Source organism: Robiginitalea marina (genome assembly GCF_024006985.1).
GTDB classification, from domain to species: domain Bacteria; phylum Bacteroidota; class Bacteroidia; order Flavobacteriales; family Flavobacteriaceae; genus Robiginitalea; species Robiginitalea marina.
In genome coordinates, this window is sequence record NZ_JAMXIB010000001.1 from 155,421 (window position 1) to 177,902 (window position 22,482).

Annotated in this window: 19 protein-coding genes; 7 read left to right on the forward strand and 12 right to left on the reverse strand. The window is 53.8% G+C overall.

Features of this window, described 5'->3' with window-relative positions; all coding sequences use genetic code 11:
* Positions 1-10 precede the first annotated feature (10 nt).
* Complete coding sequence (locus NG653_RS00630) at positions 11-778, forward strand: polysaccharide biosynthesis/export family protein (RefSeq protein ID WP_252739718.1); 768 nt, start codon at positions 11-13, stop codon at positions 776-778.
* A gap of 37 nt (positions 779-815) precedes the next feature.
* Positions 816-3,182 carry a GumC family protein gene (locus tag NG653_RS00635; RefSeq protein WP_252739719.1) on the forward strand — a complete coding sequence of 789 codons (2,367 nt, stop codon included), beginning with the start codon at positions 816-818 and terminating at the stop codon, positions 3,180-3,182.
* A gap of 123 nt (positions 3,183-3,305) precedes the next feature.
* Here NG653_RS00635 and NG653_RS00640 read toward each other — a convergent pair whose 3' ends face one another.
* The 3 genes from NG653_RS00640 to NG653_RS14840 form a co-directional block, all read right to left on the reverse strand.
* Positions 3,306-4,046, reverse strand: a complete 741-nt coding sequence (locus tag NG653_RS00640; protein WP_252739720.1) for a tyrosine-protein phosphatase — start codon at positions 4,044-4,046, stop codon at positions 3,306-3,308.
* 138 nt (positions 4,047-4,184) lie between these two features.
* Positions 4,185-6,920 (reverse strand): pyruvate, phosphate dikinase, encoded by a 2,736-nt coding sequence (gene ppdK / locus NG653_RS00645; RefSeq protein WP_252739721.1) that lies wholly within the window; start codon positions 6,918-6,920, stop codon positions 4,185-4,187.
* 146 nt (positions 6,921-7,066) lie between these two features.
* Positions 7,067-7,666, reverse strand: a complete 600-nt coding sequence (locus tag NG653_RS14840) for a DUF8692 domain-containing protein (protein ID WP_502206177.1) — start codon at positions 7,664-7,666, stop codon at positions 7,067-7,069.
* A 359-nt stretch (positions 7,667-8,025) separates the two neighbouring features.
* Between NG653_RS14840 and NG653_RS00660 the strand changes: the two genes are divergently transcribed.
* Both NG653_RS00660 and NG653_RS00665 read left to right on the forward strand, forming a co-directional pair.
* Positions 8,026-9,936, forward strand: coding sequence for a fumarate reductase/succinate dehydrogenase flavoprotein subunit (locus tag NG653_RS00660; protein WP_252739724.1), 1,911 nt, complete (start codon positions 8,026-8,028; stop codon positions 9,934-9,936).
* 42 nt (positions 9,937-9,978) lie between these two features.
* Positions 9,979-10,737, forward strand: a complete 759-nt coding sequence (locus NG653_RS00665; RefSeq protein ID WP_252739725.1) for a succinate dehydrogenase/fumarate reductase iron-sulfur subunit — start codon at positions 9,979-9,981, stop codon at positions 10,735-10,737.
* Between the two features lie 31 nt (positions 10,738-10,768).
* Here NG653_RS00665 and mnmE read toward each other — a convergent pair whose 3' ends face one another.
* Entirely contained in the window at positions 10,769-12,166 is a 1,398-nt protein-coding gene (mnmE, locus tag NG653_RS00670; protein WP_252739726.1) for a tRNA uridine-5-carboxymethylaminomethyl(34) synthesis GTPase MnmE, read from the reverse strand.
* Positions 12,167-12,298: 132 nt separating this feature from the next.
* On the opposite strand from mnmE, the gene NG653_RS00675 reads away from it, so the two are divergent.
* On the forward strand, positions 12,299-12,661 hold the full coding sequence (locus tag NG653_RS00675) for a DUF4870 domain-containing protein (RefSeq protein ID WP_252739727.1): 363 nt from the start codon (positions 12,299-12,301) through the stop codon (positions 12,659-12,661).
* A 52-nt stretch (positions 12,662-12,713) separates the two neighbouring features.
* Here NG653_RS00675 and NG653_RS00680 read toward each other — a convergent pair whose 3' ends face one another.
* From NG653_RS00680 to NG653_RS00710, 7 genes are all read right to left on the reverse strand, one after another.
* The gene (locus NG653_RS00680; RefSeq protein WP_252739728.1) at positions 12,714-13,595 is read right to left on the reverse strand and encodes a GNAT family N-acetyltransferase; all 882 of its coding nucleotides are present in this window, start codon (positions 13,593-13,595) and stop codon (positions 12,714-12,716) included.
* Between the two features lie 98 nt (positions 13,596-13,693).
* Positions 13,694-14,845: a hypothetical protein gene (locus NG653_RS00685; protein ID WP_252739729.1), complete on the reverse strand. Its 1,152-nt coding sequence runs from the start codon at positions 14,843-14,845 to the stop codon at positions 13,694-13,696.
* Between the two features lie 185 nt (positions 14,846-15,030).
* Positions 15,031-16,149 carry a DNA polymerase III subunit beta gene (gene dnaN / locus NG653_RS00690; RefSeq protein ID WP_252739730.1) on the reverse strand — a complete coding sequence of 373 codons (1,119 nt, stop codon included), beginning with the start codon at positions 16,147-16,149 and terminating at the stop codon, positions 15,031-15,033.
* Between the two features lie 110 nt (positions 16,150-16,259).
* A complete protein-coding gene (gldG, locus tag NG653_RS00695) occupies positions 16,260-17,930 on the reverse strand; it encodes a gliding motility-associated ABC transporter substrate-binding protein GldG (protein WP_252739731.1) in 1,671 nt (556 codons plus the stop codon).
* Positions 17,927-18,658, reverse strand: a complete 732-nt coding sequence (gene gldF, locus NG653_RS00700; RefSeq protein ID WP_252739732.1) for a gliding motility-associated ABC transporter permease subunit GldF — start codon at positions 18,656-18,658, stop codon at positions 17,927-17,929. Before gldF ends, gldG begins: the two co-directional genes overlap by 4 nt.
* Before the next feature lie 20 nt (positions 18,659-18,678).
* Positions 18,679-18,966, reverse strand: coding sequence for a putative quinol monooxygenase (locus NG653_RS00705; RefSeq protein WP_252739733.1), 288 nt, complete (start codon positions 18,964-18,966; stop codon positions 18,679-18,681).
* Between the two features lies 1 nt (position 18,967).
* A complete protein-coding gene (locus NG653_RS00710; protein WP_252739734.1) occupies positions 18,968-19,798 on the reverse strand; it encodes an SAM hydrolase/SAM-dependent halogenase family protein in 831 nt (276 codons plus the stop codon).
* A 126-nt stretch (positions 19,799-19,924) separates the two neighbouring features.
* Between NG653_RS00710 and NG653_RS00715 the strand changes: the two genes are divergently transcribed.
* Positions 19,925-20,878 (forward strand): PhoH family protein, encoded by a 954-nt coding sequence (locus NG653_RS00715; protein WP_252739735.1) that lies wholly within the window; start codon positions 19,925-19,927, stop codon positions 20,876-20,878.
* 2 nt (positions 20,879-20,880) lie between these two features.
* Entirely contained in the window at positions 20,881-21,834 is a 954-nt protein-coding gene (locus NG653_RS00720; protein WP_252739736.1) for a phosphoribosylaminoimidazolesuccinocarboxamide synthase, read from the forward strand.
* 5 nt (positions 21,835-21,839) lie between these two features.
* Here NG653_RS00720 and NG653_RS00725 read toward each other — a convergent pair whose 3' ends face one another.
* Positions 21,840-22,475 carry a 3'-5' exonuclease gene (locus NG653_RS00725; RefSeq protein WP_252739737.1) on the reverse strand — a complete coding sequence of 212 codons (636 nt, stop codon included), beginning with the start codon at positions 22,473-22,475 and terminating at the stop codon, positions 21,840-21,842.
* Positions 22,476-22,482: the final 7 nt, after the last annotated feature.

Genomic DNA, 22,482 nt, shown 5'->3' on the forward strand with positions numbered 1-22,482 from the left:
GATGAAAAACATGCGTATTTCCTTCAAGACCCCTTTTGTTGTAATTGCCGCGGCCGCCCTGCTCGCCTCCTGTGCCTCCCGCAAGGAGGTCGCCTACTTCCAGGATGCGGGGGACTTTGAAACCCTGGTCGACAACAATACGTCCATTACCAAATTCAAGGTGGATGATTTGGTATCCATCCACGTGTCTTCCCTGACCCCCGAGGCCAGTGCCCCGTTTAACCTGTATCGCGGGGCCTCCGAAGGGGGGATCCGGGCCGAACAGGTGGATTACCTGGTGGACCAGGATGGGATGATCGACTTCCCGGTTATCGGGAAGCTTAAAATTGAAGGGCTTTCCCCTGACGAGGTAAGGCTGCTGTTGCGCGAAAAACTCTCAGACTTCCTGAAAGACCCTATTATCAACATCCGCCTGCGAAACTTTACGGTGACGGTTTTGGGCCAGGTGGCCCGACCCGGTACCTACCCCACGAACGGAGAACAGATTACCATCCTGGAGGCCCTTGGCCTGGCAGGGGACCTGACACTAAGGGGCAAGCGTGAAAACGTGCTGGTGATCCGCGACTTTAACGGAACCAAAGTGTATAATCGTATAGACCTGACCTCGAAGGACATCGTAAAATCCCCGGTGTTTTATCTCACCCAGAACGATGTGGTATATGTGGAACCCAATAAGGTGGGAATCCGGGAAACCTCTGTAGGTGCATCTACGGCCATAACGGTTTCCATTCTGACCTCCTTGTTGACCTCTGCTGTCTTTATTTTGACCCGAGTCTAAAATTTAATACCTAATCCGGATCAAGACCTCCTCTTCCATGTTCCAAAAGAATGAAATTGATTACAAGGAATTAATAAAGCCGTATACCAAACATTGGAAATGGTTTGTATTATCCCTTGTAACTGCAGTTGCCCTGGCAATCCTCTATATTCGGTATGCAACCCCGGAATATGCCGTGCAGGCAAAAATCCAGATCCTGGAAGATCAGGGATCTGCCTCGGAATTGAGCGCGTTTAGTGATCTGAGCATGCTTACCGGGGGAAACATTCAGGTAGAGGATGAAATAGAGGTCTTGAATTCCCGCTCCAATTTTGTGGAAGTAGTTAAAAAACTAGGTCTGAACTCGAAAGTAATGGCCCAGGGCAGGATTCACGATTCGGAAATCTATGACAACCCTCCGGTAACTCTCGATTTTTTGGGACCCGATTCACTGCTTTACAGGGCAAAAGGAAGATTTGTCATAAAAATTTTGTCGGATACCAAATTTTGGCTGGCGGAGGATAGTGATGCTCCGGGAAAGGAATATGTTTTTGGAAGTACAATTACTTCGGAACTCGGTGATTTTGTTATTACCCCGACCGCTGCGACCATAGGAAATCAGGCTGGAAAGGAGTTTGAAATTGTGCTCAACCCTATTGAGGAAGTCGCACAGGCCTATCAGAAGAAGATGGTTATTTCCATTACCAATGAATTATCCAGCATAATAACCCTGTCTTTGGATGAGCCGGTTCAACAAAAAGGAATTGATATTGTTAATGCCCTTATTGACACGTATAATCAAAATGCAGTAAAGGATAAAAAGGAAATTGCCGATCGTACCGAAGCTTTTATAAATGATCGCATAACGGAGATGTATAGTGAATTATCCACGGTAGATGAATCTGCTGAAGCCTACAAATCTTCCAGGGGGATTGCTACGGACGTCGCCTCTCAGTCCAATATTAACCTGAATTTAAGCGCAGCCAGCCGCCAGGAATTGCGAAATGCCGAAGTCCAGTTGAATCTGGCTACCCAAATCAAGAATTATATCGATTCGCAGTCGGGTTTTGAGGTGCTTCCTGTGAATATAGGCTTGAATGACCCCAATATAGCAGGGGTTACCTCGAGTTATAATGACCTGGTGCAACGGCGAAATAATTTATTGACCAGCTCCAACGAACGGAACCCGACTATTGTGAACCTCGACCAGCAATTAACTTCACTAAAGAGAAGTTTACAGTCCAGTCTGGAAAGTATGATTAATAATCTAACCCTCCAGGTGAATAACCTTAGCGGTCAATTATCCAGGATAACCGCGCAAATCTACTCTGCTCCGGGTCAGGAGCGCGCGATTCGCGATATTGACAGGGAGCGCCAAATCACAGAAACCCTCTATCTCTATTTATTACAGAAACGAGAAGAAGCACAGATTACCTACGCCTCTTCTTCCCCGAAATCAAAAATAATCGATTGGGCTTACGGAACCAGTCCGGATCCGGTTTCTCCCAAAAAGCCGATCATCCTGTTGGCTGCGATGATCTTGGGTCTTCTGGCCCCTTTTTCCCTAATTTACCTTAATCAGTTGCTGGACAACAAAGTCCACAACAAAGTCGGGTTGGAAAAACTGGTCGGCAGCATCCCGGTGCTGGCGGAACTGCCCCGGTTGGGAAAAAACGAGCGTACCCTGGTGAATTCCGGAGACCGTTCGGTGCTGGCGGAGTCGCTTCGCATCCTGCGCACTAACCTGGATTACCTCTTGAAAACCAAAAAGAAAACGGAAGGCGCAAATGTGATTTTTGTGACCTCCAGCGTTCCTGCGGAGGGCAAAACCTTTGTGGCGTCCAACCTGGCAATGATTTACGCGAAGGCGAACAAAAAGGTACTCTTATTGGGGGGCGACATCCGCAACCCAAAGATCAACCAGTTCTATTCCGGTAAAAATGTGGATTCCCTGAATAGAGGTTCGGCCAATAAAGACAACAAGGGCCTGACGGATTACCTGGTAAATGATTTTATGACGCCCAGGGAGGTGATCTCCAGCATGCTGGTAACCGACCAGACCGTGGACATCATCCACTCCGGGAAGCTCATGCCGAACCCGGCAGAACTGTTGATGAGTGACCGGATGGGGGAACTCTTTGAAGAGGTACGCAAGCACTATGACTACATCATTGTAGACACGGCCCCCTTAATGGTGGTCTCCGACACCATGATGATCAGCAAGTACGCTGACCTCGTACTGTACGTAACCCGTGCGGATGTTACTGAGACCAAGGTGCTGGAGTTCCCCCTGAAGATGCACGAGGAGGGCAAACTGAATGGGCTTTCCTTTGTGGTGAATGGGGTTAAGGATACCAACCTGGGTTATGGCGGGAAGTACGGCTATGGCTATGGCAAAACCACCAAAAAATGGTGGAAGGTCTAACCTCCACCTGATAAGAAGTAAAAGGGGCCCGCAATTACGCGGGCCCCTATGTTTTTTCGGCCCCGGGGTTTCCTTCCGGGCAATGGGCCTGCGCGGTTAAAACCCGTCTGCACCGGGGAGGCATTAATAAAAAGTATCGATGGTCTGGATGATCAGCGGTTCGATGCGCTGGAGTTCCCCGGGTTTGAGCTGGATTTCAGACAGTGCCTCCAAATGCCTTAGCCCGTGGGCGTCGGACGCCAAAAAATCGATATGCCCCTCATCGATCAGTCTCCAGGCCATCTTCTGCACGTCCCGTCCGTAGTACCCGTCAAGCGACAGGAGGTTTAACTGAAAAAGGATGCCCTGTTGGCGGTACTCCCGGTATTTTTCCGGTTGTTGGTGCAGGTAGGCATACCGCTCCGGGTGTGCGAGGATGGGGGTCAGCCCCTTTCGGGTGATGGCCGTTATGGCCTGGTCGAAGTTCAGGGAAGGCTGCAGGTACGACATTTCCACCAATAGGTAAGACTTCCGCAGGGGCATGACCTGCCCGGCATGGAGCAGGTCCTCGAAGGCGTCATCGATCATGTGCTCCGCGGCGGCTTCCACGGATACCTGGGTAAGCCCGTGGTCCATGAGGCCCCGGCCCAGTTCCTGATGGGCGGCCCCGATGGTTTCCGGGGTATTCGGGTACAGGGGGTTCAGGATGTGCGGCGTGGCGATAAACCGCTGGATTCCCATTTCCCCGAACCCTTTCACCATGGCGATGGACGCTTCCACCGTTTCGGCCCCGTCGTCTATGCCCGGCAAAATGTGGTTGTGGATGTCCACAAACCCGCCCAGGGAATCGACCAGGTATGTCTTCTTTAGGAACCAGTTGAACATATGAAGGAGTTTTCCCCAGGCAAAAATAAGGGATTCCGTGCAGCCCTCCCGGAAATTTATGGGGCCTTTATAAAGAAGGAATCCCCGCAAGGGCCGTAAAGCACCTGCGGGGATTCCCCTGCCATTGGGCAGGCCGGCCTACCGGTCAGTTTCCGCAATGGCGGCCTGGGCGGCAGCCACCCGTGCAATCGGCACGCGGTAGGGGGAACAACTCACGTAGTTCATGCCCACTTCATGGCAGAAGGCCACAGAGCTGGGCTCCCCTCCGTGTTCGCCGCAGATGCCCACTTTCAGTTTGGGCTTGTTTTGCCGGCCCCTTTCGGTTCCCATGCGCACGAGTTGCCCGACCCCTTCCCGGTCGAGGACTTCGAACGGGTCGTGCTTAAGGATTCCCTTTTCCAGGTACACCTGCAGGAATTTCCCCGCGTCGTCGCGGGAATACCCGAAGGTCATCTGGGTAAGGTCGTTGGTGCCGAAGGAAAAGAAGTCGGCGTGCTCGGCAATCTGGTCGGCGAGCAGGGTCGCCCTGGGGATCTCCATCATGGTGCCGATGGTGTAGGGGATCCGGTCTTTATACCGTTTGAAGGTTTCTTCAGCGGTATTCTGGATGATCTCTTTCTGCAACAGGAATTCCTTCACCGTGCCCACCAGGGGGACCATAATCTCCGGCATGGATTCGATGCCCTTCTCCTTCTTCACGTTAAGGGCCGCTTCAATGATGGCGCGCGCCTGCATTTCCGTGATTTCCGGGTAGGTGTTGCCGAGGCGGCAGCCCCGGTGGCCCATCATGGGGTTGAATTCTGACAGCTCCGCCACTTTGGCTTTTACGGCTTCGAGGGAGATGTGCAGGTCTTCGGCCATATCCCGCTGGGTGGCGAGTTCATGGGGCACAAATTCGTGCAGGGGCGGGTCCAGGAGCCGGATGGTTACCGGGAAGCCTTCCATGGCCTCGAAAATGCCCTCGAAATCTTCGCGCTGCATGGGGAGGAGTTTGTTCAGGGCGGTTTTCCGTCCTTTGACCGTGTCGGCCAGGATCATTTCCCGCATGGCCTTGATCCGGTCCACCTCGAAGAACATGTGCTCGGTGCGGGTCAGGCCGATGCCTCGGGCCCCGAAACTACGGGCGATCCGGGCATCCCTGGGGTTGTCTGCGTTGGTGCGGACATCCATCAGGGCAAACTTATCGGACAGTTCCATCAATTCGGCAAATTCCCCGCTCAGTTCGGGTTCCCGGGTGGCTACCTTGCCCTCAAGGATGTTCCCTGTGGACCCATTGATGGAAATCCAGTCGCCTTCCTGGTATTCGTGGTCGCCCACCTTCAGGGTGCGCGTCTTGTAATTGATTTTAAGGGCGCCGGCGCCGGAGACGCAGCATTTGCCCATCCCCCGTGCCACCACGGCGGCGTGGGAGGTCATCCCACCCCGGGCGGTGACGATTCCGCGGGCGATGTTCATCCCTTCCAGGTCTTCCGGGGAGGTTTCGATCCGCACCAAAATGGAATTCTTGAATTTTGCAGCCTCATCGGCAAAGAAAACGATTTGCCCGGTGGCGGCACCCGGGGACGCCGGCAGCCCCTGGGCGATGACATGGGCCTTTTTCAGGGCCTGCGGGTCGAAGACGGGGTGCAGGAGTTCATCGAGTTTAATGGGGTCGATCCGATTAAGGGCGGTTTTTTCATCGAGGAGGCCTTCCCGAAGCAGGTCCATGGCAATTTTCACCATGGCGGCCCCGGTGCGCTTACCGTTACGGGTTTGCAGGATCCAGAGTTTGCCCTGCTGGATGGTGAATTCCATGTCTTGCATGTCGCGGTAATGGTTTTCAAGGGCGCGCTGGTATTCGAAAAGCTCTTTATACAATTCAGGCATAACTTCCTCCAGGGATGGGAATTGCTCAAGGCGTTCCTCTTCGGATACCTGGGCCAGTTCCGCCCAACGTTGCGACCCCAGTTTGGTGATCTGAAGCGGGGTGCGGACCCCTGCTACCACATCCTCGCCCTGGGCGTTGATCAGGTATTCCCCGTTGAATTTGTTCTCGCCTGTGCCGGCGTCGCGGGTAAAGCAGACCCCGGTGGCGGAATCCTGCCCCATGTTACCGAACACCATGGCCTGCACGTTTACAGCCGTACCCCAATCTTCAGGATAGCCGTGCATTTTGCGGTAATACAGGGCCCGGTCGCCGTTCCAGCTGTTAAAGACTGCAATCACGGCACCCCATAGCTGGTCCCAGGGGTCTGAGGGGAAGGCCTTTCCGGTGCGTTTCCGGACCACCTCCTTGAAGTCAAACACAAGGTCCTTCAGGTCCTGTACGGTAAAGTCGGTATCGAGGGTGATGTTCCTTTTTTCCTTCAGGTGCTCGATGATTTCTTCAAACGGGTCGAGGTCTTCCTTGTTTTCGGGTTTCAGGCCCAGCACCACGCCGCTGTACATCTGTATAAACCGCCTGTAGGAATCCCACACAAAACGTTCGTTCCCTGTTTTCTGAATCAGCCCCTTAACGGCCTCTTCATTCAGCCCCAGGTTGAGCACGGTATCCATCATCCCCGGCATGGAAACCCGGGCCCCGGAGCGTACCGACAGGAGCAGCGGGTTTTCGTCGTCGCCGAAAACCGCACCCATGGTGGCTTCAATTTCTTCTATGGCCTGCCGCACCTCGGGTTCGATCCGTTCGATGACGGTTTTCTGCCCCTCCTGGGTATACTGGGTGCAGACCTCGGTGGTGATGGTGAAGCCGGGGGGCACGGGGATTCCGATGCGGCTCATCTCGGCCAGGTTGGCCCCTTTTCCCCCGAGGAGGTTCTTAAGTTCTTTGCCCCCGTCGGCCTTTTTGTTTCCAAATTTATAGACGCTCAGGGAGCGTTCCTGTACTGTTTCCATAGTACCCTCGATGTTATAGGTTTACAGAGGTCGAAGGTACCCTCTTTACATGCGGTATTTAATGACATATGTCATAAACGGGAAAAGCCTGCTGGTCGGTTCCCGTCGTAAAGGTGTTTCAGCCTTTTTATGGGGCGGGGACTAGGTCAGGAAGCCCCGGGGGTAGCAATTTCAAGGGAAAAATGCCTATAGGAAAGCAGGGCGTATAAAAAAAGGATAAGCCCGCCCATTTCCAGGCTTTCTTCCAGGGTATACAGGACCTTAAAACCTGGGGATTCAAACCCATGGGTCACAGCTTCCCTGCCTTCCAGTAGTTCTATCCCGATAGCTCCTGACACGTAGATGATACCCGAAACAACCATGGCTTTAGAAGTTTGTCGCGGAAGCCTTTTCAAAAACCTAAGATAGATAAGAGCCAATAAGGTCAGGCCGATGCCATAAGGAAGTACCCAGGCGAAATAGAGTATGCCGGATAAATTGAATTGCGACCGAACCGGGTCTATCAACCTTTCATGAAGCACCGCAATTTCGTCAAGAGACAAGAAAAGAAAAATCAGGGAAAGGACTTTCCATTGGATGACCCCCCATTGTTGCTGCCGGGCCTGGAACATACCCAAAAGGAACAGCGCAATGGAGGAGAAAAAAAGCAACAGGGCATTGAAAAAGGTTGGGATATTTCGCTCCGTATTGAAATCGAACAACTTAGTAAGATATAATACAACATCCCTCATTGTGCTGCTTTCCACAAGATCGGACCAGTGATTCAGGGAAGCAATTACTCCCAAAACATTTAATAAGAGGAGTATTAAGGCTATAATGCCCAGTCGCAAGCAAAATCGTTTAGGTTCTATGCTGATCCGCAACGAGAAGATCTTTTAGAAAAAATTTACTTTTCGGTAATCCTGGGGTAAAGGTAGGGTAACATTGAAAAAAATACAAAAGAGGAGCTTTTCTATCCTGGTACTTTTCCTGAATCCATATTCTCATACCCCGGGAAGATGAAGAAGAGTGTTGTACCAAAATCCCCTCCACAGGTATTGGAATCCACCCCTCAATATCCTATTTTCAACCCATGCATGAAGATGCGAATTCCAAAGGATTTAAAATGCTGGACCCAAAAATCCCGGAAGGCCCCCTGGAACACAAATGGCGGAATTACCAGACCCAGGCACGCCTGATCAACCCGGCCAATAAAAAACGGTTAAAGGTAATCGTGGTGGGCACTGGCCTGGCCGGGGCCGGAGCTGCAGCTACCCTGGGGGAGCTGGGCTACGAGGTCGAATGTTTCTGTTACCAGGATTCGGCCCGGAGGGCCCACTCGGTGGCCGCCCAGGGGGGCATAAACGCCGCAAAGAATTACCAGCACGACGGCGACAGCATTTGGCGCATGTTTTACGACACCCTTAAAGGGGGCGATTTCCGATCCCGGGAGGCCAATGTGTATCGGTTGGCGGAATTGTCTGCCCCCCTGATTGACCACTTTACCCAGCAAGGCGTCCCGTTTGCACGTGAATATGGAGGAGTACTGGTAAACCGGAGTTTTGGAGGGGTCCAGGTGCAGCGGACCTTTTACGCAAGGGGCCAGACGGGGCAACAACTGTTGCTGGCTGCTTACTCACAGCTTTCCAAAATGAAGCGGGCTGGAAAGGTGGCGGTGTTTGCGCGCCATGAAATGCTCGACCTGGTCGTGATCGATGGGCGCGCCCGGGGGATCATCGCCAGGGACCTGGTGACCGGGGAATTAAAGCGCTTTGCCGCCGACGCCGTGGTGCTGGCAACCGGGGGGTATTCCCGGGTATTCCGGTTATCGACCCTGGCCATCGGCTGTAATGGGAGTGCCATTTGGAAGGCCCACAAGCGGGGGGCGTTCTTTGCCGCGCCCAGTTTTACCCAAATCCACCCCACGGCCCTTCCCCAAAGCAGCGATGCCCAGTCGAAGCTCACCCTGATGTCGGAATCGCTCCGCAACGATGGGCGCATATGGGTGCCGACAAAGCGAGGGGACGATCGAAAACCCAACGAAATCCCGGAAGAGGAACGCGACTACTACCTGGAGCGACGCTACCCCAGTTTCGGAAACCTCGCCCCCCGTGACATTTCATCCCGGGCAGCCAAGGAGCGCATCGATGCCGGCCATGGGGTGGGTCCCCTCAAAAATGCGGTCTACCTCGATTTCAGGCATGCCATTGAGCGCCTGGGCCTGGACACCATCCGGGACCGGTACGGCAATTTATTTACCATGTACAAAAAAATCACAGGGGTGGATGCCTACACCGAACCCATGTTGATTTCCCCGGCAGCCCATTTTTCCATGGGCGGGCTTTGGGTCGATTACGAACTGATGACGACCATCCCCGGGCTGTACGCCATCGGGGAATGCAATTATGCCGACCACGGGGCGAACCGGCTGGGTGCCAATTCCTTGCTACAGGCCAGTATTGACGGGTATTTCATCCTGCCCAACACCATCAACAACTACCTGGAGCAATTGCTCAGCGAAGGGGAGGCCCCCGGGGTGGACCATCCGGAATTCGAGAAGGCCGAAAGGGAGGTGGCGGAGTGTATTACCCGCCTGCTTTCGGTAGATGGGCGCAGCACGGTAGACCATTTTCACCGGGAACTGGGGAAAGTCATGTGGCAGGAATGTGCGATGAGCCGTAACAGGAAGGGGCTTGAATCGGCTTTGGTGCGCATTGCGGAAATCCGGGACGCTTTCTGGGGGGATGTTAGGGTGACAGGGACAGCACAGGAAATGAATGGGGACCTGGAAAAGGCCCTCCGACTTGCGGATTTCCTGGAACTTGCGGAGCTGATGTGTACCGATGCCTTGCAGCGGGAGGAATCCTGCGGGGCGCACTTCCGGGAAGAATACCAAACCCCTGAAGGGGAAGCCCTGAGGCGGGATGATGCCTTTGCCTTTGTATCGGCATGGGAATATAACGGGGGCAGCTTCCGGTTGTACAGGGAACCCCTGCACTTTGAGTATGTACAGCCCACCGTACGCAGTTATAAATAGGAACCGGCCGACAATCGGTCGGCCGCGAAAAGTTATGGAACCATGAAGGTAACCTTCAAGATATGGCGGCAGGAGCATGCTTCTGCCCCCGGGCGTTTCCGGGAGTACGAGGTGGATGGGTTGACCCCCGATATGTCCTTTCTGGAGGCGCTCGATTTCCTGAACGAGCTCCTGGTTATACGCGGAAATGAAAAAGTCATTGCCTTTGAATACGACTGCAGGGAGGGGATTTGCGGGCAATGCGGGCTTTTTATCAATGGGCGGGCCCACGGCCCCCATGACCAGATCACAACCTGCCAGTTGCATATGCGCAGTTTCAGCGACGGCGATACCATTGTGGTGGAACCCTGGCGGGCTGCGGCTTTTCCGATCATCAAGGACCTGGTGGTGGATCGTTCTGCCCTCGACCGGATTGTGGAGCACGGGGGGTACATCAGCGCCCGCACCGGCACGGCTCCCGAGGCCAATGCCATTTTGGTGGGCAAGGAAGTGGCCGATAAGGCCATGGACGCGGCCGCTTGTATCGGGTGCGGTGCCTGTGTGGCCACCTGTAAAAACGCTTCTGCAGCCCTGTTTACCGCCGCGAAAATCAACCACCTGAGCAACCTACCCCAGGGCAAACCGGAAGCCGACCGAAGGGTATTGGACATGACCCGGCAGATGGACCTGGAAGGGTTCGGGAACTGCTCCTTTACCGGGGCCTGCGAAGTGGAATGCCCCGCTGGCATTTCCATAGTGAATATTGCCGAAATGAATGCCCGGGGGATCAGGGTTATGGGGCCAGGTACTGATAAAAAATAAGGGGGAGCAGGGGATTTCCCGGCCCGTGCGGCTACTTCCCGATACAAAAATTCGAAAAAATATTCCCCAGCAAATCATCGGTGCTAATCTGCCCGGTGATTTCCCCCAGGTGGAAGAGCGCCTGGTTGATGTCGATGGAAACCAGGTCGGTGGGAACCTCTTCGGCCATGCCTTCCTGCACCCGGTGGATGGCCTCCAGCGCCCGGGTCAGGGCTTCGTAGTGGCGGCTATTGCTCACAATGGGGTCATTGTTTCGCAGCAGCCCGGTCTGGATAAACCCTAGCAGGCGTTGCTGCAGCTCCTCGAGGCCTTCCCCGGTTTTTGCGGAAATGAACAGGATCCCCTCCAGGGCCTGCCCAATTTCTTCCTGTCGGGTGGGGGAGAGGAGGTCCTTTTTGTTGGCCAGCAACAGGATGGGTTTGCCGGGGTATTGGGCCCGGAGCGCTTCGGATTCCAGCCGGGCCTTTTCCAGGCCCTGCCCATCCAGGGCGCTGCTATCTACCATATAGACCAGGACCCGGGCCTGCTCCATTTTTTCGTAGGTGCGCTGTATGCCAATGCTTTCGATGGTGTCGGCAGTTTCCCGAAGCCCCGCGGTATCGATGAACCGGAACCCGATCCCCTGCAGGGTGATTTCGTCTTCAATGGCGTCGCGGGTAGTACCGGCAATGTCGCTTACAATGGCCCGCTCTTCCTGCAGCAGGGCGTTGAGGAGGGTCGACTTACCCACGTTGGGCTGCCCGGCTATGGCGATGGGGATGCCTTTTTTGATGACGTTCCCCATGGCGAAGGAGTCGATGAGTTTTTTCAGCAACCGGGCGATTTTCTCCAGTAACTCCCGGAAGGCCTCCCGGTCTGCAAATTCCACGTCTTCCCCCGAAAAGTCCAGTTCCAGGGCGATCATGGAGGCAAAGTGGATCAACTGGTCCCTCAGGTCCCTGATTTCAGAGCTGTAACCGCCCCGCATCTGCTGCAGGGCAATCTGGTGGCTGGCTTCGTTTTCCGAGGCGATCAGGTCGGCCACGGCCTCGGCCTGGCTCAGGTCCATCTTGCCATGCAGGAAGGCCCTGAGGGTGAATTCCCCGGGCCGCGCCATCCGGCACCCCAGGGCGAGGAAGCTTTGCAGGATTTCCTGCTGGATGTAGGGCGAGCCGTGGCACGAGATTTCCACCACATTTTCCCCCGTGTACGAACGGGGGGCGCGAAATACCGAAACCAGGACCTCGTCGAGCAGGCGTTTTCCTTCATAGAGGTTGCCGAGGTGGATGGTGTGCCCCGGGCAATCTTCCAGGGAACGGCCGCTTGCGGCCCTGAAACAGGAAGAAACCAGGGATATCGCCTGCGGCCCGCTGAGCCGGATGACGGCAATGGCCCCGCTCCCCGCGGGGGTGGCCAGTGCTATGATGGTATCCTGGTCTGCCTTGAGCATCGAAGATTTTATAGATGGAGGCGGCTTTGCCCCCCTGCCATTTTGCCCTTCAAAAATACGACTAAATGGCGAGCTGTAACAAAAGTGGCTTATCTCCTACCCATTAGGTAGCTCATCAATCAAACCAAAAAAATGGAAGTAGTATCAGAAAACGGCCTGCGGATTGACCGCCCGTTGCTTACCGTAACCCACCTGACGCAGCTATTGAACTATATCACCGGTTTTGGCGGCCTTATCGTGCCCCTGATCCTGTGGCTCACCACCCGGGACCAGGTGGACGGCATGGACCAGCATGGCAAGGCCATCGTAAACCTGCAGCTTTCCCTGATCCTTTATGTAGTCCTGAGCATCCCGGCCATACTGTTGCTCGGCCTGGGGATTCTTACCCTGATTCTGACGGGCATTTTGGGGTTTTTGCTGCCGATTGTCAATGCAGTGCGGGCAGGCAGGGGGGAAGCCCCGAGTTACTTCATGACGATCCCGTTTATATCCTGAAATTTGCGAAAAGTCGAATAAAAACAACTCAGTAGGATAGTATACGTTTGACTTATTGCCTCTGTTGTTTTATTTTAAGAAGGAATGCAAGGACCTGCGCCCTCATACGGGCAATGATGTTGCCCTTTCGATATATTATTTGGTTTTTGAAGGTATAGACCCGATTAGCGAGCTTCTTTTTGTGCTCAAAATCGCCCCATCTCAAATCCATTTTGTCATATCCATGTTCAAAACACCACTGTATTTTTTTAACCAGCATTAATTTCCCCAAGCCATAGGACGCCATATCGTTTTTGAAGGTGGTAACTGCACTATCCAGAACGGTTCCTTTATGGTAATTCAGGGCGAGACTGATGGGGACCCCATTGCCATACATTACAAATAATGACGCCTTTTTAATAAGGATCAAATCGAATACCGAGTCCCTGTAAAAATCCCACCTTTGCAGGGCAGTGTGTTCGTCTGCATTTTCTGCGAAACGATCCCTGATCATTTCCTGGAAAGCATCCATTAAACGCTGATAGGATTTTTTTTCAATCTCACCGAAAAAGGCCTCAAAGGTTACGACGTGCTTTTCATCTAACCTCCTGAAGTCCCTGTTGATTTTTTTTAAGGCCCTCGATCCAAGCTGCTTTTTCAAATATTGGTCAGGGCTTTCAAAACCTGCAAAATCCAATAAATATCCAGATCTGTAGCATAGGGTAATTGCAGAATAGCCTTCCCTGAGTAATAGTTGACCAAAATCAAGGTAAGGGGGTATGCAGAAAATAAGACCAGTTCCCCATGGCTTTACCGAATGGAAGTCTTTATAGACGATTTGACCTGAGTCCTCAGCCTTGTCTGGCACTATGTAATATGAAGGGACCTGATCCTCTTCGAAGTAGGTAAAGAAGAAATTATCGCTTTTAAAACCCAATAATCGCTTTAAAAACATGATTAATTACAAGATTAAGGGAATTTATGTTAAATCTTTTAAACAAAAAAGGGCGGGATAAAACCGCCCTTTTTCAGAAAATTATTGCAGATCTGGCATTACTCTGAATCGTCAAACATAAAGTAAGTCGCCCAGTTATTGCCTGGGAAGTTTCCACAATCCCTTGATGCAGAATTCCGAGCCCAGGCTGTTTCTGAACAGCGTTCTTTGCATTCCACAGGGATTGGAATGATTATGGCTTGTTTGTTTGGAGTTGAACTTTCGTCTACAGGCACCAGGATTACCCCCACGAAATCTCCACAACCGGGAGTGTACCCGTTTTCTATAGCCTCCAGGGCCATCTGCCGAATCTCACCAGCACGGCCGAGGGTATCGTCATAATCACCCAGGTTTAGTCCTGAACGCGTGGGTTCATCATCGATAAGGAGCCAAATAGCATTTTGGAAATCCCCAAAATTGTAAATGCCCCCAACGCCGGCACTTGTTGTTCCCAGGATCTCATCCTGGTTGTTCAGGAGCCAGTTAACAGCAGGCATGTTTTGTGGGTTTTCGAAAAGGGCCGGAGGAAAGTCCAGGCTGGAATAGACTAAGGCGTCCTCTATACACTCCTGACCGATTCCCAGGTCAACATCCACGCACCAGGCTCCATATCCTCCTGAAAGCGCCATACCGTCAACCGTAACGTCAAAGTATGTTCCGCCGGCGTTTACTCCCTGGGCATCGATACAGAAATCGGCTACTTCGGGTAACTCAGGGACCACTATTTCCACGCACTTTACGACCGCATGTGCGGCTATGTAAGCGCCTGTATTGGGAACCGTGTAGGTAACGCTGGAAGTACATTCGTGGTTTCCCTTATACTCGAACTGACCGGGTGGCGGATTTCCGTTGCCAGACATTGGAAAGTTTTCGGGAGAATCCACCACGGAAAGATGGGTTTCGGTAAGGCAATAACCGGAATTGACCGTGTAGGTAATGGTATATTCCCCATCAATGAGATCAACGGTTACCTTGCCAACCAGGGTGTGCTGGCCTGCATAAAGTTCAGCCTCCTTGACGGCATCACAAGGGGCGTTTTCAAAATCGAAGGAGGTACTTGAGACCGATTGATCATTGTTTTTGGTATTCTCCTTGCTTTTTTTGGCCTTTGCGGCAACCCCGTCCAATTCAACCTGGGAGCTGAGGTCCTCTTGTTCACAGGAGGTAAAGACCAGTCCCCCCAGCATTAGGAAAAAGAGTATTTTTTTCATAAAGTTCAGTTTTGTGTTATTCTAGGTTAGGATAAAAAGCAATATAAAGGTAGTGGACTTATATCCTGGAAGTGCTTTTGATCGATGAGTAACAGCAAAACCCGTTCAGGGTAACGAAAGGCGCTAAGTGTCCTGAATACAGCTAATTAAGTAGGAAATATAAGCGGCTTTTTGAAGAAACCTCCTTAGGAATTCAACATCACCGGCATCACCAGCATGATAATTTCTTCCCCGGGGTCCAGGCCGTCCACCGGGGTGAGGATGCCGGCCCGGTTGGGCAGGCTCATCTCGAGGGACACCTCGTCGGAATCGAGGTTGCCCAGCATTTCGACCAAAAAGCGGGAGTTGAAGCCGATCTGCAGGTCGTCGCCCTGGTAGGAGCAGGTGAGTCTTTCCTCGGCCTTGTTGCTGTAATCGATGTCTTCGGCGGAAATATTCAGTTCAGCCCCGGCGATTTTAAGCCGGATCTGGTGCGTGGTCTTGTTGGAGAAAATGGAAACCCGCCTTACGGAGCTGAGGAACTGCCCCCTGGATATCACCAGTTGGTTCGGGTTTTCCCTGGGGATCACCGCCTCGTAATTCGGGTATTTCCCGTCGATCAGCCGGCAAACAAGCTCAGTATTCTCAAAGGAAAATTTAGCATTGCTGTCGTTGTAGGCCACTACCACATCCTCCTCGCTGCCGGAAAGGATCCCTTTGAGCAGGTTGAGCGGTTTTTTGGGCATGATAAATTCCGTAACCGCTGGAGCGTGCACATCGGTCCGGCGGTATTTCACCAGTTTGTGGGCATCGGTGGCCACAAAAGTCAGGTGTTCCGGGGAAAACTGGAAGAAGACCCCGCTCATTACCGGGCGAAGGTCGTCGTTACCTGCTGCAAAAAGGGTTTTGTTGATGGCGGAGGCCAGGATGTCGCCCTGTATCCGGGTGGTACTGGGGTCGGGCAGTTCCACGGCCTTGGGGAATTCCGCCCCGTCGGCGTAGGCCAGGGCGTATTTTCCATGGCTGGAACTGATTTCAACGGTATTGTTGTCTTCCACCACAAAGGTGAGCGGCTGTTCCGGAAAGGTTTTAAGGGTATCCAACAAGAGGCGGGCAGGTAGGGCAATGGCCCCGTGGTCTTTGGAATCCACCTCCAGGACGGAACTCATGGTGGTCTCCAGGTCGGAGGCAGACACGGTGAGTTTCCCCTGGTCGAGGTCAAACAGGAAATTATCCAGGATGGGCAGGGTGTTGCTGCTGCTGATCACCCCTCCAAGGACTTGCAATTGCTTGAGGAGATAGGTGCTGGATACGATGAATTTCATAGGCTCTTAAACTTTCGTCTGGTGATCAATAACCGCAAGCCCCATTGGCTTGGGGCACGCCAGACAAATATATCCCAAATGGCGGTGGATGGAAAACAAACTTATTAACATTACTTCCCGTACCGGCGGCGCCTCAGCCCATTGAAAACCACCCCCAGTAAAAGGATGAGCCCCACGGGAATACCGATGTTCAGAAGCTGCCACCGGGTTTTTCCGGCTGCGATTTTTTCCGGGTCCAACAGGGGGATAGACACTTTTTTGTTTCGGATGTTTATAAGTCCGGTATCTTCCAGGAGGTAGTTCATGGCATTCACCAGGAATTCCCTGTTGCCGTAAAAATTATTGGTCCATTTGTCGTACCCCAGTTCCAGGGGCCGGCCATTGCGGAGCTGGTTGGCGACAAGGTCGCCGTCGCCGATCACGATCATGCGGTTTTCAGGGCCCTCTTCCACAAAACCGGGCAATTCCAGCGGCCTGACCCGGTTCTTATAGGCCGAGGTAAAGCGCCCCTCCACCAGCACGGCCAGGGGGTAATTCCCAGGGGTGTAGGTGCTGCGGTCCGGTTCCCTGCTGATCGCATCCAACCCGATAATCTTGGGGGTCCCCTCCACACGGGAAAGGGGGGAGGATGCGTAAAGCACCGTCTTCCTGTACGGGTTTGGGAGGGTGTCGATGCTGCTGGCAAATTGCATCCGCAAAGCCTCGGTATTGGTGTTTATCGGGTGGTCTTCCCGGGAAAACACCATGGGGTGGTAAACCCATGGCACCGGGTCGTACTGGGCGTTGTTCCCTTCCCCTGCAGCAAGCACGATTTGGGTGGCGTAAAGGTCGTTCACCAGGTTCGGGTTTAGCCTGATCCCATAGCGAAAAAGCAAATCGCCAAGGCCGAGGTCCCTGGGCAGGGCGACTGCCTCCCCGTCGCGGTTCAGCAGGCTGTCGAGTTCCATGGCTACCCCGTCGAGCAACCACAGCGATTTCCCACCGGAAACCATATACTGGTCCAGGACATATTTTTCTGCCTCCGTAAAGGCTTCCGTGGGTTTGGCCATCAGGACCGCATCAAACCGCTTGAGGGTCTCTACCGTCTTTTCAGGGGCCGTGTCCACCGAATCGAGGGTGAAGGGGGCGAGGTTGTAATAGCCTTTCAGGGCGGTGAGGTAATCAGCCAGGTAAATGTCTGCCAGTTGCCCGTTACCCTTAAGTACTGCAATGGTTTTCTTTTCGCTTAACCCGAGTTTTGTAAAGGCATCGGCAAAGGCGTATTCCAGGTTTTGAATGGAGGCATTTACGCGCTCTTCGGTGGAGGCCCCGAGTTGGTTTTTCAGCAGGGCGACCTTTTCCGTTTTGTCCCCGAACGTTACCAGGGCCCAGGGGAACACGACTTCCTGGGAAACCCTGTTGTTTTCCTCGACGGTAACGCTGGCCGGGCGCAACCCGCCTGATTGCAGGGCGCGGAGGGTTTCCTCGTCATCTGCCCCGGAGGCCATGGGGTCGGTAAAGGAAACCTCCAGGGCGCGGTGGTACTGGGCAAACTGTTCGAGCAACAGCCGGGTTTCCTGCTGCAGGCGGGCGAATTCCGGGGGGAGTTCTCCATCGAGCAGGATTTGCACGCCAACCGGGCCTTCCAGGGCTTCGGCAGCACGGATGCTCTGGGGGGCAAGGGTAAAGCGGTGGTCTTCGGTAAGGTCCCACCGGGTATAGGCCAGTTCCGAAACCGCGTTGACGGCGACCAGGGCGACCAGGGCAAGGAGCCCTTTAAGGGCCGGGGATTTCCTGTTCATCGTTTCAACCCGTTTAGTTGTTTCACGCTCAGGTACAGGAAAAAGAGGGTCAGGGAGAGGAAGTAAACCAGGTCCCTGCTATCGAGGATGCCCTGGCTGATCCTTTCATAATGCGCCTTCATCCCCAATTTTTGTACCCACAGGGCCGTTTGTCCTTCGTCAAAAAGGGTCGAAAGGGCTTCGAACCCGTAATAGAGGAGGAAGCAGAGCAAAACGCCCCCCATAAAGGAGGCTATCTGGTTTTCCGTTAGGGTGGAGGTAAATTGCCCGATGGCCGTATAGACCCCCATCAGGAAAACCAGGCCGGCATATGACCCGGTGACCAACCCCGCATCGAAGTTCCCCGGTTCGGTGCCCAGTTCGTACAGCGTCGCCACATAAAGTACCGTAGGAACGACGGCCAGCAGTACCAGGGCCAAAGCCCCCAGGTACTTGCCCAGCACCAGCAAAGCGACCGGCAGGGGTTTGCTCAGCAACAGCTCCAGGGTCCCCAGTTTGCGTTCCTCCGCAAAAGACCGCATGGTCAGCGCCGGGATCAGCAGCAGGAAGATCCATGGGGCCAGCAGGAAAAACAACCCGAGGTTGGCAAACCCATGGTCAAAAATATTAAAGGGCCCCCGGAACACCCACAGGAAAAGGCCGGTGAGCACAAGGAACAACCCCATGACCAGGTACCCCACCGGGGAGGTGAAAAAGGATGCTATTTCTTTTCTAAAAACAGACCACATGGCAGTTTTTTTAACTCGGTTTAGTCTATCCGGTCCAGGGTCCAGGCCCGGGGCTTTTCTGCAAAAAGCAAGCGGGTCCGGCCCCAGACTTCCCTGAAAAAGTCGGAATTCCGGTAGGCTTCCAGGGCGCTTTCCGATTCCCAGCGGCTATAGGTGAAAAAGACACCGGGGTTGGACCCGTCCCGCAGGAGTTCCAGGTACATGCACCCGGGAAAGGCCCGGATAGATTCCTTATTCGCTTCAAAAATGCGCTCAAAACTAGGGATATTTTCCGGTTCGAAAGTCATCTGTACAATGCGCGTCACCATGCTATGAAAAATTGATGCGGACCGTATCCCTATAATCCAGGCCGAGCAGGGTGGAGGCCCCTCCCACAGTGCCAAGGTTGCTTTTATAGATGGCCAGTTCGATATAGCCTGAAGAATTGAAGAGCGCCAGCAGGTCGCCCGGCCCCCGCCGCTGCGACTTGTCGAGCTTGAAATTTACGAAGTCGCTGTATTTCTGGTAAATTTCGGTGACCTTTTTGTTGCGCGCCTCCAGGGTGAATTTCCGGCCTTTGCGATAAGCTTCGAAGAGGCTCCTGTGGATGTTCGAGACCACATTGCCGTAATTATCTATATACAGTACACTGCCGATGATGGCGTCGCCATTTTCGGTGATCCGGGGGGTGAGTTCCCGGATGGACCGTACCTCTGAAAATGGCTTTCCCACTACTTCGAGGGTCCCGCCCCGTGCCAGGTGGCAGGCCACCGGCACAAAGATGTCCAGCACGGGAAAAACCGTTTCCGGGCTGTTGGGCAGGTTTATCTCCACGACCTTGTCGGGGGTAACTTCTTCGATAATCAGGCTGATGACCCCATTGTCGGCCGTGATGAAAAAATGCCCGTCCACGGCAAGGGCCAGGTGGGTGGTTTCTGCCGTCCGCTCCGAATCGACCCCTACTATATGGATCGTCCCTTCAGGAAAGGCGCGGTAGGCATTTTTGAGCAGGTAGGCACATTCCTGTATATGGAACGGACTGACCAGGTGGGAAATATCAACAATAGTGGCCCCGGGCAGTTCCTTGTGGATGTGCCCCTTTATGGCTCCCACGAAATGGTCTTTTAACCCAAAATCAGTGGTCAGGGTGATAATTGGCATGGGGCGCTGTTGATATTTTTTTAAGGGGTCAATCTGAATTTTACGTAAGTTTGTTCAGCAAAATTACACAAAAAACGGCGGCGCAAAGCCTGGCTTACTTCGGCACTTATAAACACTTTTTGGTTTTTGAACGAACTCACTCTCGACCTCACCGATATTAACCCCAGGGATTTTTTTGGGGACCGCAATGCCAACATCGACCTGCTGAAAAAATCGTTTCCCAGGCTAAAAATCGTGGCCAGGGGAAACCGCATTAAGGTCTATGGGGAGCCCCCGATGCTGGGGGAATTTGAACAGCAATTCCAGAAGCTTACCGATCATTTTTCCCGGTATAACAAGATCGATGAAAATGCCATAGAGCGCATCCTCGAGAGCCCTGCGGATGAACAGTATGAATCTGCGGAGGGCAGTGGGGAAGTGCTCGTGCACGGGGTAAGTGGCCGGCTGGTGCGGGCCATGACGGCAAACCAGCGCAGGCTGGTCGACGCCATGTCGAAAAACGATATGGTCTTTGCCATAGGCCCGGCGGGTACCGGGAAGACGTATACCGGGGTGGCCCTTGCGGTGCGTGCCCTTAAAAACAAACAGGTCAAGCGGATCATCCTCACGCGCCCTGCGGTGGAGGCCGGGGAAAACCTGGGTTTTTTGCCGGGTGACCTGAAAGAAAAGCTGGACCCCTACATGCAACCGCTGTACGATGCCCTGCGCGACATGATCCCTTCCGAAAAGCTGGTAAAGCTCCTGGAGGACGGCACCATACAAATCGCCCCCATGGCCTTTATGCGGGGAAGGACCCTCGACAATGCCTTCGTAATCCTCGACGAGGCCCAGAATACCACCCATGCCCAGATGAAGATGTTCCTTACCCGGATGGGCAAGAATGCCAAGTTCCTGCTTACCGGCGACCCGGGGCAGATCGACCTGCCAAGGCGGGTAATTTCAGGCCTGAAGGAAGCCCTGCTGATCCTCAAGAACATCAAAGGCATTGAAATGGTCTACCTGGACGACAAGGACGTCATCCGCCACAGGCTGGTCAAAAAGGTCATTGACGCTTACAAAGACATAGAACACCAGAACTGAACATGAGCCAGACCCTCACCGGCACGGATTTCCATTTTCCCGGCCAGCAAAAGGTATATAAAGGAAAAGTACGGGAGGTTTACCACCTGGATAACGACCTGTTGGTAGTCATCGCCACCGACCGGCTTTCCGCCTTCGACGTGGTGATGCCCAAAGGCATTCCCTACAAGGGGCAAATCCTCAACCAGATTGCGCACCGGATGATGCAGGCCACTGCGGACCTGGTGCCCAACTGGGTCACGGCAGTACCGGACCCGAATGTAACCGTGGGGGTAAAATGTGAACCCTTTAAGGTGGAAATGGTGATCCGGGGATACCTGGCCGGCCACGCTGCCCGGGAATACAAGGCCGGCAAACGGATGCTTTGTGGCGTCTCCCTGCCGGAAGGGATGCGGGAAAATGATCCTTTTCCGGAGCCCATCATCACCCCGGCCACCAAGGCGGAGAAAGGGGACCACGACGAGGATATTTCCCGGGAAGGCATCCTTGAGCGCGGCCTTGTGAGTGAGCACGATTACCAGATCCTTGAAAGGTATACCCGGGCCCTGTTCCAAAGGGGCACCGAACTGGCTGCCAGCAAGGGGCTTTTGCTGGTCGATACCAAATATGAGTTTGGCAAAGGCCCCGACGGCACCATACGGCTTATCGATGAAATCCATACGCCGGATTCCTCCAGGTATTTCTACGCCGACGGCTACCAGCAGCGGCAGGAAAGGGGTGAGCCCCAGCGGCAGCTATCCAAGGAATTTGTGAGGCAATGGCTTATTTCCAAAGGCTTCCAGGGCCTTCAGGGGCAGGTGCTTCCCGAGATGGATGACTCCTATATCGCTTCGATTTCCGAGCGGTATATCGAGCTGTTCGAACAGATTTTAGGGGAACCCTTTGTAATGGCCGACACTTCAGAGATCCGCCAGCGTATAGAGCGCAACGTCCTTCGGTATCTGGAAGGCCTGTAGTTCCCTTAACTCCCGATTCGCAATAAGTACTTCAGGGTAAGGGGCCTTTTGGCCGCCAGCAACCCCAGGATGTGTAAAAAAGCCACGGCCGTCAGGTAAGCGTCGCCCAGGGCCGTATGCCTGTCCTTGCAGGAAAGGTCAAATCGCCCGGCAAGTTCATCGAGGCTGTAGTGGGCTTTCTTGTTCAGCAGGGGGCTCTTTAGCAGAGTAGCCTTGTATAACAGGTCCGTATCGAGGCAGGGATTGCCCGGCTCGGGCATCCCATGGCGCGCCAGCCCCCGTCGCAACATCTCCAGGTCGAACCCGATATGGTGGCCCACCAGGATAGCCCCATCGCAAAACCCCAGGAATTGCTCCAGGGCTTCCCGCTCTGGGAGCCGTCGGTTTGGCCCCTGCTTCAGGATGCCGTGGATGGGTACGGAACGGTGGTCGAAGTGCTCCTGGGCGATGAACAGTTCCATGGATTCCCTAACCCTGATGCGCCCGCCTTGCAACTTCAGCACCCCGATACTGAGGATACGGTCGTGCAGGGGGTCCAGGCCGGTGGTTTCGGTGTCGAGGACCACAAACAGGGCTTCGGAAACGTCCTTTCCGGCTACGTCTCCGGCCGGGGAACCCGGGTTTTTCCTGAAAAGCTTCATGGCGCAG

Bases quoted from the DNA above. Each gene is read 5' to 3' on its own strand.
- NG653_RS00660 (WP_252739724.1), top strand. From the start codon at position 8,026: ATGCTGGACCCAAAAATCCCGGAAGGCCCCCTGGAACACAAATGGCGG.
- NG653_RS00705 (WP_252739733.1), bottom strand. From the start codon at position 18,966: ATGGTGACGCGCATTGTACAGATGACTTTCGAACCGGAAAATATCCCT.
- NG653_RS00630 (WP_252739718.1), top strand. From the start codon at position 11: ATGCGTATTTCCTTCAAGACCCCTTTTGTTGTAATTGCCGCGGCCGCC.
- NG653_RS00640 (WP_252739720.1), bottom strand. From the start codon at position 4,046: ATGTTCAACTGGTTCCTAAAGAAGACATACCTGGTCGATTCCCTGGGC.
- NG653_RS00665 (WP_252739725.1), top strand. From the start codon at position 9,979: ATGAAGGTAACCTTCAAGATATGGCGGCAGGAGCATGCTTCTGCCCCC.
- NG653_RS00725 (WP_252739737.1), bottom strand. From the start codon at position 22,475: ATGAAGCTTTTCAGGAAAAACCCGGGTTCCCCGGCCGGAGACGTAGCC.
- gldG (WP_252739731.1), bottom strand. From the start codon at position 17,930: ATGAACAGGAAATCCCCGGCCCTTAAAGGGCTCCTTGCCCTGGTCGCC.
- ppdK (WP_252739721.1), bottom strand. From the start codon at position 6,920: ATGGAAACAGTACAGGAACGCTCCCTGAGCGTCTATAAATTTGGAAAC.
- dnaN (WP_252739730.1), bottom strand. From the start codon at position 16,149: ATGAAATTCATCGTATCCAGCACCTATCTCCTCAAGCAATTGCAAGTC.
- NG653_RS00675 (WP_252739727.1), top strand. From the start codon at position 12,299: ATGGAAGTAGTATCAGAAAACGGCCTGCGGATTGACCGCCCGTTGCTT.
- NG653_RS00720 (WP_252739736.1), top strand. From the start codon at position 20,881: ATGAGCCAGACCCTCACCGGCACGGATTTCCATTTTCCCGGCCAGCAA.
- NG653_RS00710 (WP_252739734.1), bottom strand. From the start codon at position 19,798: ATGCCAATTATCACCCTGACCACTGATTTTGGGTTAAAAGACCATTTC.
- NG653_RS00685 (WP_252739729.1), bottom strand. From the start codon at position 14,845: ATGAAAAAAATACTCTTTTTCCTAATGCTGGGGGGACTGGTCTTTACC.
- gldF (WP_252739732.1), bottom strand. From the start codon at position 18,658: ATGTGGTCTGTTTTTAGAAAAGAAATAGCATCCTTTTTCACCTCCCCG.
- NG653_RS00680 (WP_252739728.1), bottom strand. From the start codon at position 13,595: ATGTTTTTAAAGCGATTATTGGGTTTTAAAAGCGATAATTTCTTCTTT.
- mnmE (WP_252739726.1), bottom strand. From the start codon at position 12,166: ATGCTCAAGGCAGACCAGGATACCATCATAGCACTGGCCACCCCCGCG.
- NG653_RS00635 (WP_252739719.1), top strand. From the start codon at position 816: ATGTTCCAAAAGAATGAAATTGATTACAAGGAATTAATAAAGCCGTAT.